The organism is Lysinibacillus sp. FSL M8-0337 (assembly GCF_038593855.1).
Lineage (GTDB): Bacteria > Bacillota > Bacilli > Bacillales_A > Planococcaceae > Lysinibacillus > Lysinibacillus sphaericus_D.
On the sequence record NZ_CP151996.1, the window covers coordinates 4091512 to 4106972 of the forward strand.

The window sequence follows — 15461 nt, forward strand, 5'->3', positions numbered from 1 at the left end:
GAAAGTTTATTAGCACTCTATATCAACGAGTGCTAATACATTTATTATGATAATCAATCAATTCTTTTTTTGCAAGCAAGAACTTCGAAAAATTTTGTTTTCTTTCCATATTCCTCTACAATAGAAAGGAAGCTTATGAATGGAAAGGATTTTGACTGTGAATAATTCTCTAAAAAGCGTTCAGCATAAAAAAACTGCTCTGTATGTTTTAATCGTTTACATTATCATGCAAGTATCAGGTAGATGGTTGCTTTTACCGTTCCATAAATTTGTGATGAATACAACAGGCTTATCTCATGAACAAGCAGCTCCTATCACACAAGGCTGGTATATCGCACTCAGCTTTGCGATTGCATTGATTTTAAGTTTAATTTTAACCACTCGCGATAAAACGTTTTGGGATGTCTATCAAGGTAAAAAAGAGTCTATCCCACTTACAATTATGTGGGGCGTTTTAGGTTTCTTCCTTGTATTCTTCGGACAAATGATTGGAGCGGCTATTGAAATGGCCGTTTTTGGAATCGAGGGGGGCTCACAAAACACTGCTGATATCGTAGCGATAGCTAAAGGTGCACCCATTGCCATTTTAGCGATTGTTGTCTTTGGTCCAATTTTAGAGGAATTCGTCTTCCGTCGCGTTATTTTCGGCTCACTTGTTCAAACGACGAATTTCTGGGTGGCAGCCATTGTTAGTGCCATTTTCTTCGCACTGATTCATTTTGATTTTTCACACATCCTGTTGTATACCATTTGTGGTTTGATCTTTGCTTTCCTATACCACAAAACAAAACGGATATGGACATCAATTATTGCGCACATCATGCTAAATGGCTTTTTGACACTTGTCCAATTAAATGCTGAACCGTTGCAAAAGTTTTTACAAGAACTGCAAAAAATGCAATAAAAAAGCTGGATGTGGTCATCACATCCAGCTTTTTAAATTAGTCATTCATTTCTTCTATTTGTCGTTTTTGCTCAGCTAACAAACGCTCCACTTGCTCACGTTCTGCTGCTATCCGTTCTTCCTCTAACTGCATTGCTTCGGCTTGTAAAAATTTACGATAGCCCCTGCGCGCTATAATAATACTAATCTCATAAATTAAAAATAGCGGAATTGCTACAATAACGTTTGAAATAAAGTCGGGTGGTGCAAGAAATACCGCTATCACAACTAACACGAAATATGCATATTTTCTGAATTTCACCATTAATTCAGGATTTAATATACCTAAACGCGCTAAAAATAACGTTACAACAGGTAACTGAAAAACGATTCCGAAAGGCATAACTAGGCGAAACAAAAATGAAAAATATTCGTTAATACCAATTGTTTGTTGTATTTCTAAATCCGCAGATAAGCCCATCATAAAGTGCATAACATATGGGAATAGCACATAATAAGAAAATGATGCACCTGCTATAAATAGAATAAACGAGTATGGAATATATTTTAAAGTAGCCTTACGTTCTGTCTCATGTAAACCTGGTGTAATAAACAGCCAGATTTGATGAAGAAGCAATGGTGAACTTAAAACAAATGCTATAATAACCGTCACTTGCAAGTATACAACAAGTGGATCGGTCACTTTAAACGCGTTTAAAGTTAGTTGCTCTGCTTCTTTACTATATTGAATATATTTAATAATTGGTTCGGCTAGATAAAAGCCAACTATAAGTGCAATAACAAAGAAAACAGCACAAATTAAGAGCCGTTTTCTAAGTTCTACTAAATGCTCTGTAACAGTTAATTCTCTTGGATTCATATTAAATTGACATCCTTAACTTACTTAACGTTATCATTTTCTTTATGTTCAATTACTTTCTTTTTTGCATCATCATCGTCATCAGCTAGACCTTTTGTTGCATTTTTAAATTCGCGAAGTGTAGAACCCATAGCTTTACCTAGCTCTGGTAATTTCTTTGGTCCGAAAATTAAAATAGCAACCACACCGATAATAACTAGGCCAACTGGTGAAATAGCACTTAAGTGCACAACCATTACAGCCACCTCCTCTTATATATATCATTTTAACTTAAATTTTTAGGTTTGGCGAATTTATTTAGATAGTTTGAACGCCATCAATTGTAACTGTTTACAAAATTGTGAATGCACTTATTTATCGCTATTTCTTATTAAATATATAAGCGCTTGCAATTCAACTGATAAATCTATTGTTAATAATTTCATAGAATCGGGTACAGTAATTCGCTCTGGTGTAAAGTTTAAAATACCTTTTGCGTCCATTGCTGCTAAGCGATCCGCCATCTTCTGAGCAGAGCGTGAAGATACTGTTAAAATAGCTAGGTCTGCCCCGTATTCAGCATACTTTTCTTCTAGTAAATCGGGATGATACACAGGAATATTGCTGATCATTTTCCCTTCCTTTGGCGCCTTCGAGTCAAATGCCACCACAATGTGTGTATTATGATTTTTCTGGAAATTATACTTTAAAAAGGCATTACCTAAGTTCCCCACACCGATTAATGCTACTTTTGTTGTTTCATGCTGATCTAGTGTTTGACTAAAAAATGTCAATAGATGTTGTACATCGTAGCCATATCCCTTTTTCCCAAGCGCACCAAAATAAGAGAAATCACGACGAATCGTTGCAGAGTCGATTTTCATCGCTTCGCTCAATTCCTTCGATGAAATACGTTCCATTCCTTCTTGTGCAAAGTTTTGGATAAATCGATAGTAAAGAGGAAGTCTTTTAGTTGTGGCTTGTGGAATTTTCACTTCTTGTTTCAAACTTTTTCCTCCTTATAAACACATCAAATCCACCGAAGTGCATTTGAATATTCTTTTGAAACATGCTTATACAAATCAATTACACCGCAGTGTAATTGCGTCCAGATTCTTTCCAAGCTTATGCGGTAATCTGTGACATCCACTGGTGGATTTCCCTTTAGTTAACGGCGTTTTTTACGCCACTAACTAAAGAGAAATCGTTTCAATCTTACATGACAGCTTGGAATAAGTAAAGCACTGACATTGCAAGCAAATCCCTCATCATTTACACTAAGAATGAATTGAGGTGTCAAGAATGATTGTATTACAAGTCAATCAACTATATAAATCCTTTATTGCCGATGAAATTTTAAGTGGCGTAAAACTAGAAGTTCAACACCGTGATCGTGTCGCATTAGTAGGACGTAACGGTGCTGGTAAATCCACTTTACTAAAAATCATTGCCGGTCAATTGTCATATGATGCTGGCGATATTATCATTCCAAAAGGTGTACAAGTCGGCTATTTGGAACAACATGCTGGACTAAATTCTACGTTATCAATTTGGGACGAAATGATGACAATTTTCGAACCGCTTCTTTCACAAGAAAAAGCATTACGTTCCCTTGAACAAAAAATGGCTGATCCGGCCGTTTACGATAACTCTGACATGTATTCAAAGATAATGTCCGAATATGACCAATTACAACATGATTTTAAAGATGCAGGTGGCTATCAGTACGAGTCTGATACACGCTCTGTTCTTCATGGTATGCAATTTTACCCAGAGGATTATGAAAAACCAATTAGCTCCTTGTCAGGGGGCCAGCGAACTCGTCTAGCTCTTGCTAAGCTGCTACTAAGCAAGCCCGATTTATTAATTCTCGATGAGCCTACCAACCATTTAGATATTGAAACGCTATCTTGGTTAGAAAATTATTTAAAAGGCTATGAAGGCGCTATTTTAATTGTTTCCCATGACCGTTACTTCTTAGATCAAGTCGTTTCTATTGTCTATGAAGTATCTCGCCATCGCGTCACAAAATATACAGGCAACTATAGTGCCTATTTAGATGAGAAAGCAAAAAACTATGAGCGCGATATGAAAATGTTTGAACGTCAGCAAGATGAGAAAGCCAAGCTTGAGGATTTTATTCAAAAAAATATTGCCCGTGCCTCAACGACCAAAATGGCACAAAGCCGACGCAAAATGCTTGAACGCACAGAATGGATGGACTCCCCTGAAGGAGATGAAAAATCCGCTAGCTTCGGTTTTACAATTGAACGCCAAAGTGGTAATGATGTGCTTTCTATTGATGCCTTAGCTGTTGGCTACGGTGACAAACAAATTTCTAGTGGCATAACACTACGAACTTTTCGTGAAGACCGCATCGCATTAGTCGGACCAAACGGTGTGGGCAAATCCACATTATTAAAAACCATAGTAAAAGATTTGTCCCCACTTGCAGGGGAAATCCGCTATGGTACCAATGTGCAAATTGGCTATTACGATCAAGAACAGGCGAAACTATCTAGCAATAAAAGCGTTTTAAAGGAACTATGGGATGAATGGCCATTAATGAATGAAAAAGATATTCGCACTGTACTTGGTCGCTTTTTATTCAGCGGCGAAGATGTGGATAAAACGGTAAACTCTTTATCTGGTGGTGAGAAAGCTCGACTGGCATTGGCAAAGTTAATGATGCAAAAAGCGAATTTCTTAATTCTCGATGAGCCTACCAACCATTTAGATTTGGATAGTAAAGAGGTGCTAGAAAATGCCCTAATTGATTATCCTGGAACACTCCTTTTCGTATCACATGACCGTTATTTCATTAACCGAATTGCTACAAAAGTTGTTGAGCTATCTGGAGAAGGTTCTTTTGAGTATTTAGGTGATTATGATTATTATCTTGAGAAAAAACAGGAGCTTTACGAAATTGCTCAAATGAAAGCAGCTTCTCAGTCACAACTACAATCAACAGCATCTGAAAAGACCTCTACTTCAACAATTGATAAAGAGGCAAAAAAACGTGAACGCCAAATTAGAAGAACTATTGAAGAGCTAGAAGTTACCATGCAAAAGGCTTCAATAGAAATTGCTCGTTTAGAAGAAGCACTTTGCGATTCTGAAATTTTCACAGACCATGAGAAAATTACACAACTACAAAATGAGTTAGCTACTGTTAAAGAACAGCACGAAGTCATTGGAATGGAATGGCTTGAGCTAAATGAAGAGTTAGAAAATATTATTTTGTAAATCGTAAAGCAACAGTATAATCTTTTTAGTACTTGGCACTAAACATAAATACCTTGCATAATATACGCTCCAAATCATAAAAATCCACTTTGCTTTCCGCGGGCACACACGTAAGCCGCGGAGTCTTCGTGGATTTTTCCTTACAATTTTCAGAATTGTTTTAGTACCTGTCACCTTTAGCCATATGCTTGTCATATGGCTTTTTTCTTTACTCGCCTTTATTTTTCATATATATTGGTCAAGTGCTATTTTTCGACAAAAAATGCCCACAACTTTATACACACTATAAAACTAGTAATATCAACATATCAACAGACTTTTCCACACTGTCCACAATTTCAAATTATTTAATCCACATAGTTTTGTGTAAAATACGCTACTATATATAGAATAATCACAACTTATGCACAAGTTATCCACATTTTGTGCATAAGTACGAATGTTCGCAGTTTTTTCACATGTTTTTTTCACAGGTTCTGTGGATAATTTTCTGAAAAATTTGTCAATTACTCTTTTTCTATTATAAGTATATATTTTCTTACAATATTCAAGATTTTATACGTAAAAAAAGAGGATGCCCGAATAATAACTTGAGCCTCCTCTTTTCAATCTCTTAGTCAACCCACGATTTTAATTCCATACCTGGGCGACCATTCATCATCATATTTCCACGAATACCAGCTTCAAACATTGGTGTTGCGGCTGCTCCAATCATTGCTGCATTGTCTGTACACAATTTCAATGGCGGTACAAAAAATGGAATTCCCTCTTTTGCGAAAACCGTTTCAAGGGATGTGCGCAGTCCTTTATTCGCAGCTACGCCACCAGCTGCGATGACTTGTTTAACATTATACTCCCGCGCTGCACGCAATGTTTTAGCTGTTAGAACTTCCACTACACTTTCCTGAAAGCCCTTTGCAACTGCAGTTGGAGATATTTCTTCACCACGTTGATCCATATTGTGTTTATAGTTAATAACTGCCGATTTTAAACCACTAAAGCTAAAATCATACGAGCCTTCTTCAAGCCATACACGAGGAAAAGCAACGGCTTCTTGCCCTTCATGTGCTAACTGGTCTATACGAGGTCCTCCAGGATATGGTAAGCCTAGCACGCGTGCAACTTTGTCGTATGCTTCACCTGCTGCATCATCTCGCGTTTCGCCAATCACTTCAAATGAACCATGCTCTTTCATATAAACAAGCTCTGTATGTCCCCCTGACACAACAAGGGCTAGAAGTGGAAATTCCATCGGTTGGACAAGTGCGTTAGCATAAATATGTCCAGCAATATGATGCACACCTAAAATCGGTATATTATTGGCAAAGGCAAACGCCTTTGCAGCATTAATGCCAATTAAAAGTGCTCCTACAAGACCAGGCCCTTCTGTAACAGCTACTGCATCTAAGTCAGAGGGTTTCATATTCGCTTGTTTTAACGCCTCTTCAATAACAATAGTAATTTGTTCAACATGATGGCGTGATGCAATTTCCGGTACAACACCACCAAATCGCTTATGACTTTCAATTTGTGAAGCTACCACATTTGAAACAATTTCAGAACCATTACGAATAATCGCGGCTGCTGTTTCATCACAGCTCGATTCAATTGCTAAAATAACTCGATTTTCCATTATAAATTCACCCACATGACTAGGGCATCCTCCCCGTTATCTGTATAGTATCCTTTGCGTATGCCACCATCTTGAAATGCAAGCTTGCGGTAAAGGTTTTGCGCCACAGTATTGGTTTCACGTACCTCTAGACTCATCACGTCCATTCCATGCTCACGTGCAATACGCATCGCTTCCCGCATTAAGCCTTCTCCGATTCCTTGTCCACGAGCCGTCTCTAACACAGCCACATTGGTTATTTGCGCCGCATCTATAACCATCCACATGCCACAAAAACCAATTATAGTATTGTTTTCATCTACTGCTAAAACATAGTGTGCATATTGATTTTCATGCATCTCATAGTAAAAAGAATCCAATGTCCATGGTGTAGGGAATGTAGCAAGCTCAATCGCATATACTGCTGGAACATCCTCTGACACCATTTTACGATATACGATGTTACTGCTCATGTGTCTTCTCCTTTTGCTCCTTTAACCAATTCGCTTCAGCCTCAGCAATGCGTTTATATTGCGGTATAAAATGGTGAACTGCCTCAATACTCGGTAGCTCTTCAGCGCTCGCTAAAAGAATGGCTGCACTAGCTCGTGGCAAGTCTTCATGAAGAGCTGCACGACGCGCATTTACTCCAAGTACTTCAACAATTTTATCCCAAAATACATCGACATCAGTCCCTACAAATAATATAGGCGCATTTAAAGCCTTCAAACGGGCTAACAGTCCCTCTATATGATCATGATAGTCTTCTATAACAACATCCAGTTTTGTCCCTTTATAAACAGCTGTATATACATTTCCCCGACGTGCATCAAAGATAGGACAAATTAGTCCATCAAAAAGTGCTGCATTTGCTGCTAAAACTTTTAAACTTGAAACACCGACTAATGGCTTTTGAAGCGTCCACGCTAATGTTTTAGCAAGTGTTACACCAATGCGCACACCTGTATAAGATCCAGGTCCTTCTGATACAGCAATTGCATCTAGTTCATTTGGCTTTACACCTACATTTGCTAGTATCGTTTCAATTGCTGGCATGGCTCCTGCAGAATGCGTTAATTTTATATTTTGTACAACCTCGGCCATCACTTTTCCGTCCTTTACAACTGCAACAGAAAGTGGCGCATTAGCTGTTTCAATTCCCAACCAAATCATCTCATTAGCTCCTCACATAGTGCCTCGTATCTCTTTCCATAAGGCATTAACACAAATCGTCTTTCGTTTTCACCGATACGATATATTTCAATTCCTAAACGTTCCTTTGGTAAATCCTGTTCAATTAAATGGGCCCACTCAACAACAGATACCGCATCACCGTAAAATAGCTCATCCCAGCCGAGGTCCTCATCGCTCTCTGCCAAGCGATATACATCTAAATGATTAAAAGGTAAACGTCCCTCATATTGTTTTACAATAGTAAAAGTAGGGCTATTAACCGTTCTTGTTACTCCTAGCCCTTTTGCTAATGCTTTTGTAAAGGTGGTTTTCCCAGCCCCTAAATCCCCTTCTAATGTAATTGTATCTTGAGCCATCAGTAAATTTGCTAACTTAATGGCAAAGCGCTCTGTATCCTCTAGTGAATTCATTATTTTTTCAAATATCATCTCTATGTCCTCTCCTAGCTCATTACTTCTAGTTTACCGAAACACAAGCAAATGTTCAAAGCATCCAGTGATTTTCAAAAAATAAACACGTCTTCCTGATTGAAGACGTGCCTACTCTCTTGTTGAATATCCCTTTACAGCAATAACCTCTTTATTTACTAACTTATCATCTTTAAATTGAACTATGTATGCTTGTGTCATAAGAATTTCATCATTCCAACGATAATAATCATTTTCAATCATCTCACTAGCGTCCCCACCAGCAATTTCAACTACATCCATATACGTCATACCTTGTTTCAGTTGCGTAAATTCATGTTCATTCATATTTTTTTGCCAATGATATGAATTTGATTCCTCAATATCAATAATGGGCACTCCACAAGCAACCTTAAGTATAAAGATTAACCAATAGATACCGAAACGAAAAGCTATGAACATACCTCCGTCCTTGCAAAAACTCATACTGTCTATACATATGCACTGGACAACGATTTAGTGCATATCTTTTAGTATCCTCTATTTTCATTGGGCTATTGGCGTTTTCTCTCAGTCTAGTGGCGATTTCCTACGCACGCAAATAAAAAAAGTCCTTATGATTAATAATAATCATAAGAACTGTAATTTCATATAAATGGCGGTCCCGACCGGGATCGAACCGGCGATCTCCTGCGTGACAGGCAGGCATGTTAACCGCTACACCACGGGACCTCTTTAAGACATTTATTAATATAACACAAAAAATATAAAACTACAATATTATTTTTATTATTTATTAAAAAATAGTAAAAAATACCTCTAATATGGCAATAAAAAAACAGCCAGCACACGGCTAACTGTTTGAATTGCCTAGCGACGTCCTACTCTCACAGGGGGAAGCCCCCAACTACCATCGGCGCTAAAGAGCTTAACTTCCGTGTTCGGTATGGGAACGGGTGTGACCTCTTTGCCATCATCACTAGACAGTATTTAATTGAAAGATTATTCTTTCAAAACTGGATAAACGGTACATTGAATGTTTCAAACTTTTTTGGTTAAGTCCTCGATCGATTAGTATTCGTCAGCTCCATGTGTCACCACACTTCCACCTCGAACCTATCTACCTCATCGTCTTTGAGGGATCTTACTTACTTGCGTAATGGGAAATCTCATCTTGAGGGGGGCTTCATGCTTAGATGCTTTCAGCACTTATCCCGTCCACACATAGCTACCCAGCGATGCCTTTGGCAAGACAACTGGTACACCAGCGGTGTGTCCATCCCGGTCCTCTCGTACTAAGGACAGCTCCTCTCAAATTTCCTACGCCCACGACGGATAGGGACCGAACTGTCTCACGACGTTCTGAACCCAGCTCGCGTACCGCTTTAATGGGCGAACAGCCCAACCCTTGGGACCGACTACAGCCCCAGGATGCGATGAGCCGACATCGAGGTGCCAAACCTCCCCGTCGATGTGGACTCTTGGGGGAGATAAGCCTGTTATCCCCGGGGTAGCTTTTATCCGTTGAGCGATGGCCCTTCCATGCGGAACCACCGGATCACTAAGCCCGTCTTTCGACCCTGCTCGACTTGTAGGTCTCGCAGTCAAGCTCCCTTGTGCCTTTACACTCTACGAATGATTTCCAACCATTCTGAGGGAACCTTTGGGCGCCTCCGTTACCTTTTAGGAGGCGACCGCCCCAGTCAAACTGTCCGCCTGACACTGTCTCCTGCCCCGCTAAGGGGCATGGGTTAGAATTTCAATACAACCAGGGTAGTATCCCACCGACGCCTCCTTCGAAGCTGGCGCTCCGAGATCTCTGGCTCCTACCTATCCTGTACAAGTTGTACCAAAATTCAATATCAGGCTACAGTAAAGCTCCACGGGGTCTTTCCGTCCTGTCGCGGGTAACCTGCATCTTCACAGGTACTATAATTTCACCGAGTCTCTCGTTGAGACAGTGCCCAGATCGTTACGCCTTTCGTGCGGGTCGGAACTTACCCGACAAGGAATTTCGCTACCTTAGGACCGTTATAGTTACGGCCGCCGTTTACTGGGGCTTCAATTCGCAGCTTCGCTTGCGCTAACCACTCCTCTTAACCTTCCAGCACCGGGCAGGCGTCAGCCCCTATACGTCACCTTACGGTTTTGCAGAGACCTGTGTTTTTGCTAAACAGTCGCCTGGGCCTATTCACTGCGGCTCTCATGCGCTTGCACGCTCAAGAGCACCCCTTCTCCCGAAGTTACGGGGTCATTTTGCCGAGTTCCTTAACGAGAGTTCTCTCGCACACCTTAGGATTCTCTCCTCGACTACCTGTGTCGGTTTGCGGTACGGGCACCTCTCACCTCGATAGAGGCTTTTCTTGGCAGTGTGAAATCAGGAACTTCGTCCATACGGACTCGCCATCACAGCTCAACGTTACAGTGTGCGGATTTGCCTACACACACGCCTTACTGCTTGGACGCGCACAACCAACGGCGCGCTTACCCTATCCTACTGCGTCCCCCCATTTCTCAAACGGTGAGGAGGTGGTACAGGAATATCAACCTGTTGTCCATCGCCTACGCCTATCGGCCTCGGCTTAGGTCCCGACTAACCCTGAGCGGACGAGCCTTCCTCAGGAAACCTTAGTCATACGGTGGACGGGATTCTCACCCGTCTTTCGCTACTCATACCGGCATTCTCACTTCTAAGCGCTCCACCAGTCCTTCCGGTCTGACTTCAACGCACTTAGAACGCTCTCCTACCACTGACATCGTAGATGTCAATCCACAGCTTCGGTGAATCGTTTAGCCCCGATACATTTTCGGCGCAGCGTCACTCGACCAGTGAGCTATTACGCACTCTTTAAATGATGGCTGCTTCTAAGCCAACATCCTGGTTGTCTGTGCAACGCCACATCCTTTTCCACTTAACGATTACTTTGGGACCTTAGCTGGTGGTCTGGGCTGTTTCCCTTTTGACTACGGATCTTATCACTCGCAGTCTGACTCCCGTGTATAAATATCTGGCATTCGGAGTTTGTCTGAATTCGGTAAACCGGGATGGCCCCCTAGTCCAAACAGTGCTCTACCTCCAGTATTCTCATCACGAGGCTAGCCCTAAAGCTATTTCGGAGAGAACCAGCTATCTCCAAGTTCGATTGGAATTTCTCCGCTACCCACACCTCATCCCCGCACTTTTCAACGTGCGTGGGTTCGGGCCTCCAGTAAGTGTTACCTCACCTTCACCCTGGACATGGGTAGATCACCTGGTTTCGGGTCTACGACCACGTACTAATTCGCCCTATTCAGACTCGCTTTCGCTGCGGCTCCGCCTTCTAAAGCTTAACCTCGCACGTAATCGTAACTCGCCGGTTCATTCTACAAAAGGCACGCTATCACCCATTAACGGGCTCTAACTACTTGTAGGCACACGGTTTCAGGATCTCTTTCACTCCCCTCCCGGGGTGCTTTTCACCTTTCCCTCACGGTACTGGTTCACTATCGGTCACTAGGTAGTATTTAGCCTTGGGAGATGGTCCTCCCGGATTCCGACGGAATTTCACGTGTTCCGCCGTACTCAGGATCCACTCTGGAGGGAATGAACTTTCGACTACAGGGCTTTTACCTGCTCTGGCGGACCTTTCCAAGTCGCTTCATCTAACTCATTCCTTTGTAACTCCGTATAGAGTGTCCTACAACCCCAAGAGGCAAGCCTCTTGGTTTGGGCTCTTCCCGTTTCGCTCGCCGCTACTCAGGGAATCGATTTTTCTTTCTCTTCCTCCAGGTACTTAGATGTTTCAGTTCCCTGGGTCTGCCTTCAAGACGCTATGTATTCACGTCAAGATACTACGCGATTAAACGTAGTGGGTTCCCCCATTCGGAAATCTCCGGATCAAAGCTCACTTACAGCTCCCCGAAGCATATCGGTGTTAGTGCCGTCCTTCTTCGGCTCCTAGTGCCAAGGCATTCGCCGTGCGCCCTTAATAACTTAACCTAGTTATTAAGCCTAAAAACTTAATTTAAAAAATAAATGTGTTTGTTACAATTTCAATGTCGTTTTATCCAGTTTTCAAAGAACAAGTTTTGAAGTATTTCATCGTAATGATGAACCTTCAAAACTGAACGCAAAACGTAATCTTACAAACCCAAGGTTTGTATTCCGAAAATATCCTTAGAAAGGAGGTGATCCAGCCGCACCTTCCGATACGGCTACCTTGTTACGACTTCACCCCAATCATCTATCCCACCTTCGGCGGCTGGCTCCAAAAGGTTACCTCACCGACTTCGGGTGTTACAAACTCTCGTGGTGTGACGGGCGGTGTGTACAAGGCCCGGGAACGTATTCACCGCGGCATGCTGATCCGCGATTACTAGCGATTCCGGCTTCATGTAGGCGAGTTGCAGCCTACAATCCGAACTGAGAACGACTTTATCGGATTAGCTCCCTCTCGCGAGTTGGCAACCGTTTGTATCGTCCATTGTAGCACGTGTGTAGCCCAGGTCATAAGGGGCATGATGATTTGACGTCATCCCCACCTTCCTCCGGTTTGTCACCGGCAGTCACCTTAGAGTGCCCAACTAAATGATGGCAACTAAGATCAAGGGTTGCGCTCGTTGCGGGACTTAACCCAACATCTCACGACACGAGCTGACGACAACCATGCACCACCTGTCACCGTTGTCCCCGAAGGGAAAACCATATCTCTACAGTGGTCAACGGGATGTCAAGACCTGGTAAGGTTCTTCGCGTTGCTTCGAATTAAACCACATGCTCCACCGCTTGTGCGGGCCCCCGTCAATTCCTTTGAGTTTCAGTCTTGCGACCGTACTCCCCAGGCGGAGTGCTTAATGCGTTAGCTGCAGCACTAAGGGGCGGAAACCCCCTAACACTTAGCACTCATCGTTTACGGCGTGGACTACCAGGGTATCTAATCCTGTTTGCTCCCCACGCTTTCGCGCCTCAGTGTCAGTTACAGACCAGATAGTCGCCTTCGCCACTGGTGTTCCTCCAAATCTCTACGCATTTCACCGCTACACTTGGAATTCCACTATCCTCTTCTGCACTCAAGTCTCCCAGTTTCCAATGACCCTCCACGGTTGAGCCGTGGGCTTTCACATCAGACTTAAGAAACCACCTGCGCGCGCTTTACGCCCAATAATTCCGGACAACGCTTGCCACCTACGTATTACCGCGGCTGCTGGCACGTAGTTAGCCGTGGCTTTCTAATAAGGTACCGTCAAGGTACAGCCAGTTACTACTGTACTTGTTCTTCCCTTACAACAGAGTTTTACGAACCGAAATCCTTCTTCACTCACGCGGCGTTGCTCCATCAGGCTTTCGCCCATTGTGGAAGATTCCCTACTGCTGCCTCCCGTAGGAGTCTGGGCCGTGTCTCAGTCCCAGTGTGGCCGATCACCCTCTCAGGTCGGCTACGCATCGTCGCCTTGGTGAGCCGTTACCTCACCAACTAGCTAATGCGCCGCGGGCCCATCCTATAGCGACAGCCGAAACCGTCTTTCAGTATTGTCCCATGAGGAACAATAGATTATTCGGTATTAGCCCCGGTTTCCCGGAGTTATCCCAAACTATAAGGTAGGTTGCCCACGTGTTACTCACCCGTCCGCCGCTAACGTCAAAGGAGCAAGCTCCTTCTCTGTTCGCTCGACTTGCATGTATTAGGCACGCCGCCAGCGTTCGTCCTGAGCCAGGATCAAACTCTCCATAAAAGAAATTTGATTAGCTCAAATTGTTTTGCTGGCATCAATTTTGATGTCCAAAATTTTGTTTCGTTCACTAACAAAGTTAGCTAGTAAAAACTATATTGATTACGTTTTGCTTGTTCAGTTTTCAAGGTTCATTTTGTTACCGTTTGTTTCAGCAACTTTTATATCTTAACATCTTTCGTTAATGATGTCAACCCTTTTTTTAAAATGTTTTTTTTGGAGCGGGTGATGAGAATCGAACTCACGACATCAGCTTGGAAGGCTGAGGTTTTACCATTAAACTACACCCGCAATTATTAAAATGTATTATGGCGCGCCCGGCAGGAGTCGAACCCACAACCTTCTGATCCGTAGTCAGACGCTCTATCCAATTGAGCTACGGGCGCATGTGTTAAATAACTGAACTGACTTGGTGCGGCCGAGAGGACTTGAACCTCCACGGGGTTGCCCCCACTAGGCCCTCAACCTAGCGCGTCTGCCGTTCCGCCACGACCGCATTCAAAAAATAGGAACCTTCTTATTATACAATGATAATTCGAATTTTCAACCTTTTTCTTAAAAAAGATGAGCCATGAAGGACTCGAACCTTCGACCCTCTGATTAAAAGTCAGATGCTCTACCAACTGAGCTAATGGCTCATATTAAGAAATGAATGGCTGGGGTACTAGGATTCGAACCTAGGCATGACGGAATCAAAATCCGTTGCCTTACCGCTTGGCTATACCCCAATAAGTGGCGGTCCCGACCGGGATCGAACCGGCGATCTCCTGCGTGACAGGCAGGCATGTTAACCGCTACACCACGGGACCAATGTTACAATTATCTATTTATGAAAATGACCCCTACGGGATTCGAACCCGTGTTACCGCCGTGAAAGGGCGGTGTCTTAACCGCTTGACCAAGGGGCCATGGCTCCGAAGGCAGGACTCGAACCTGCGACAACCTGATTAACAGTCAGGTGCTACTACCAACTGAGCTACTTCGGAATAATCATATTGTGTTGTCGGCTTTATCTTGTCGACTTTTACTATTATAGGGATTAGCTGAATAAACGTCAACCCTTTTTTAAAAAGTTTTTTTACTCAACTATCATTAATTGCCCTGAACACTTGCCACAACAGTATCTGTTCACATTGAATCTAATTTTTCTAACATACCTTTGGTGACATTGTATACATTCATATGTATAGTGAGGGCGCTGTTTTTTGCTATGAGATTTAGGTATTTGCAACGCTGAACAAAATCGAGGGGCATTCACTTTTTTTAACAACTCTCGAAAATCTTTATCTCGATGTTGATAGCCCTTTCCTTCAAGGTGTAAGTGGTAATGACATAATTCATGAAGAATGATCCCCTCTACCTCTCTAACACCATACATTTCAAACGCCTTTGGATTGATTTCAATATGGTGGGATTGCAAAAGATAACGCCCACCTGTTGTACGCAGCCTTGGATTAAAGTATGCACGATGCATAAAGGGTTTATGAAAACTTTCTAATGAAATTCGACTTACAAGCTGTTGCAGTTCCTCATTGTTCAATTTCATCACCT

At 42.5% G+C, this 15461-nt stretch carries 11 protein-coding genes, 9 tRNA genes and 3 rRNA genes; 2 read left to right on the forward strand and 21 right to left on the reverse strand.

Annotated elements, in window-relative coordinates; translation table 11 throughout:
- Positions 1–139: 139 nt before the first annotated feature.
- Positions 140–904 (forward strand): CPBP family intramembrane glutamic endopeptidase, encoded by a 765-nt coding sequence (locus MKY08_RS19870; protein WP_069510995.1) that lies wholly within the window; start codon positions 140–142, stop codon positions 902–904.
- A 37-nt stretch (positions 905–941) separates the two neighbouring features.
- On the opposite strand, the gene tatC is transcribed toward MKY08_RS19870, so the two are convergent.
- The 3 genes from tatC to MKY08_RS19885 all read right to left on the reverse strand — a co-directional run bounded on the left by tatC (position 942) and on the right by MKY08_RS19885 (position 2749).
- Complete coding sequence (gene tatC, locus MKY08_RS19875) at positions 942–1763, reverse strand: twin-arginine translocase subunit TatC (protein ID WP_069510997.1); 822 nt, start codon at positions 1761–1763, stop codon at positions 942–944.
- Positions 1764–1783: 20 nt separating this feature from the next.
- On the reverse strand, positions 1784–1999 hold the full coding sequence (locus MKY08_RS19880) for a twin-arginine translocase TatA/TatE family subunit (RefSeq protein WP_069510999.1): 216 nt from the start codon (positions 1997–1999) through the stop codon (positions 1784–1786).
- Between the two features lie 114 nt (positions 2000–2113).
- Positions 2114–2749, reverse strand: coding sequence for a redox-sensing transcriptional repressor Rex (locus tag MKY08_RS19885; RefSeq protein WP_024363929.1), 636 nt, complete (start codon positions 2747–2749; stop codon positions 2114–2116).
- Positions 2750–3044: 295 nt separating this feature from the next.
- Between MKY08_RS19885 and MKY08_RS19890 the strand changes: the two genes are divergently transcribed.
- Positions 3045–4988: an ATP-binding cassette domain-containing protein gene (locus MKY08_RS19890; protein WP_069511001.1), complete on the forward strand. Its 1944-nt coding sequence runs from the start codon at positions 3045–3047 to the stop codon at positions 4986–4988.
- A 613-nt stretch (positions 4989–5601) separates the two neighbouring features.
- Here MKY08_RS19890 and tsaD read toward each other — a convergent pair.
- The 18 genes from tsaD to MKY08_RS19980 form a co-directional block, all read right to left on the reverse strand.
- The gene (tsaD, locus tag MKY08_RS19895) at positions 5602–6621 is read right to left on the reverse strand and encodes a tRNA (adenosine(37)-N6)-threonylcarbamoyltransferase complex transferase subunit TsaD (RefSeq protein ID WP_029747360.1); all 1020 of its coding nucleotides are present in this window, start codon (positions 6619–6621) and stop codon (positions 5602–5604) included.
- Positions 6621–7073 carry a ribosomal protein S18-alanine N-acetyltransferase gene (gene rimI / locus MKY08_RS19900; RefSeq protein ID WP_024363926.1) on the reverse strand — a complete coding sequence of 151 codons (453 nt, stop codon included), beginning with the start codon at positions 7071–7073 and terminating at the stop codon, positions 6621–6623. The genes tsaD and rimI overlap by 1 nt, the downstream gene beginning before the upstream one ends.
- Positions 7063–7773, reverse strand: a complete 711-nt coding sequence (gene tsaB, locus MKY08_RS19905; RefSeq protein WP_069511003.1) for a tRNA (adenosine(37)-N6)-threonylcarbamoyltransferase complex dimerization subunit type 1 TsaB — start codon at positions 7771–7773, stop codon at positions 7063–7065. Before tsaB ends, rimI begins: the two co-directional genes overlap by 11 nt.
- Positions 7770–8222, reverse strand: coding sequence for a tRNA (adenosine(37)-N6)-threonylcarbamoyltransferase complex ATPase subunit type 1 TsaE (tsaE, locus tag MKY08_RS19910; RefSeq protein WP_024363924.1), 453 nt, complete (start codon positions 8220–8222; stop codon positions 7770–7772). The genes tsaB and tsaE overlap by 4 nt, the downstream gene beginning before the upstream one ends.
- A 111-nt stretch (positions 8223–8333) precedes the next feature.
- Positions 8334–8663: a hypothetical protein gene (locus tag MKY08_RS19915; protein WP_069511005.1), complete on the reverse strand. Its 330-nt coding sequence runs from the start codon at positions 8661–8663 to the stop codon at positions 8334–8336.
- Between the two features lie 194 nt (positions 8664–8857).
- Positions 8858–8933 (reverse strand) — tRNA-Asp (locus MKY08_RS19920).
- 136 nt (positions 8934–9069) lie between these two features.
- A 5S ribosomal RNA gene (gene rrf / locus MKY08_RS19925) occupies positions 9070–9185 on the reverse strand.
- A 67-nt stretch (positions 9186–9252) separates the two neighbouring features.
- Positions 9253–12180: ribosomal RNA gene (locus MKY08_RS19930) — 23S ribosomal RNA — on the reverse strand.
- Positions 12181–12361: 181 nt separating this feature from the next.
- A 16S ribosomal RNA gene (locus MKY08_RS19935) occupies positions 12362–13913 on the reverse strand.
- The 16S, 23S and 5S rRNA genes sit together here with 9 tRNA genes alongside, the layout of an rRNA operon.
- A gap of 214 nt (positions 13914–14127) precedes the next feature.
- Positions 14128–14201, reverse strand: a tRNA-Gly gene (locus MKY08_RS19940).
- 18 nt (positions 14202–14219) lie between these two features.
- Positions 14220–14296: transfer RNA gene (locus MKY08_RS19945), tRNA-Arg, on the reverse strand.
- A gap of 24 nt (positions 14297–14320) precedes the next feature.
- Positions 14321–14406 (reverse strand) — tRNA-Leu (locus MKY08_RS19950).
- Positions 14407–14475: 69 nt separating this feature from the next.
- Positions 14476–14548: transfer RNA gene (locus MKY08_RS19955), tRNA-Lys, on the reverse strand.
- Positions 14549–14563: 15 nt separating this feature from the next.
- Positions 14564–14638 (reverse strand) — tRNA-Gln (locus tag MKY08_RS19960).
- Positions 14639–14643: 5 nt separating this feature from the next.
- Positions 14644–14719: transfer RNA gene (locus MKY08_RS19965), tRNA-Asp, on the reverse strand.
- A gap of 27 nt (positions 14720–14746) precedes the next feature.
- Positions 14747–14818 (reverse strand) — tRNA-Glu (locus MKY08_RS19970).
- A 1-nt stretch (position 14819) separates the two neighbouring features.
- Positions 14820–14896 (reverse strand) — tRNA-Asn (locus MKY08_RS19975).
- Between the two features lie 92 nt (positions 14897–14988).
- Positions 14989–15450, reverse strand: a complete 462-nt coding sequence (locus MKY08_RS19980) for a SprT family protein (protein WP_069509004.1) — start codon at positions 15448–15450, stop codon at positions 14989–14991.
- Positions 15451–15461: the final 11 nt, after the last annotated feature.

Excerpts from the sequence above, each read along its gene's own strand:
- tsaD (WP_029747360.1), bottom strand. The coding sequence starts at position 6,621 with ATGGAAAATCGAGTTATTTTAGCAATTGAATCGAGCTGTGATGAAACA.
- MKY08_RS19880 (WP_069510999.1), bottom strand. The coding sequence starts at position 1,999 with ATGGTTGTGCACTTAAGTGCTATTTCACCAGTTGGCCTAGTTATTATC.
- rimI (WP_024363926.1), bottom strand. The coding sequence starts at position 7,073 with ATGAGCAGTAACATCGTATATCGTAAAATGGTGTCAGAGGATGTTCCA.
- MKY08_RS19870 (WP_069510995.1), top strand. The coding sequence starts at position 140 with ATGGAAAGGATTTTGACTGTGAATAATTCTCTAAAAAGCGTTCAGCAT.
- tsaE (WP_024363924.1), bottom strand. The coding sequence starts at position 8,222 with ATGATATTTGAAAAAATAATGAATTCACTAGAGGATACAGAGCGCTTT.
- MKY08_RS19915 (WP_069511005.1), bottom strand. The coding sequence starts at position 8,663 with ATGTTCATAGCTTTTCGTTTCGGTATCTATTGGTTAATCTTTATACTT.
- MKY08_RS19890 (WP_069511001.1), top strand. The coding sequence starts at position 3,045 with ATGATTGTATTACAAGTCAATCAACTATATAAATCCTTTATTGCCGAT.
- tsaB (WP_069511003.1), bottom strand. The coding sequence starts at position 7,773 with ATGATTTGGTTGGGAATTGAAACAGCTAATGCGCCACTTTCTGTTGCA.
- tatC (WP_069510997.1), bottom strand. The coding sequence starts at position 1,763 with ATGAATCCAAGAGAATTAACTGTTACAGAGCATTTAGTAGAACTTAGA.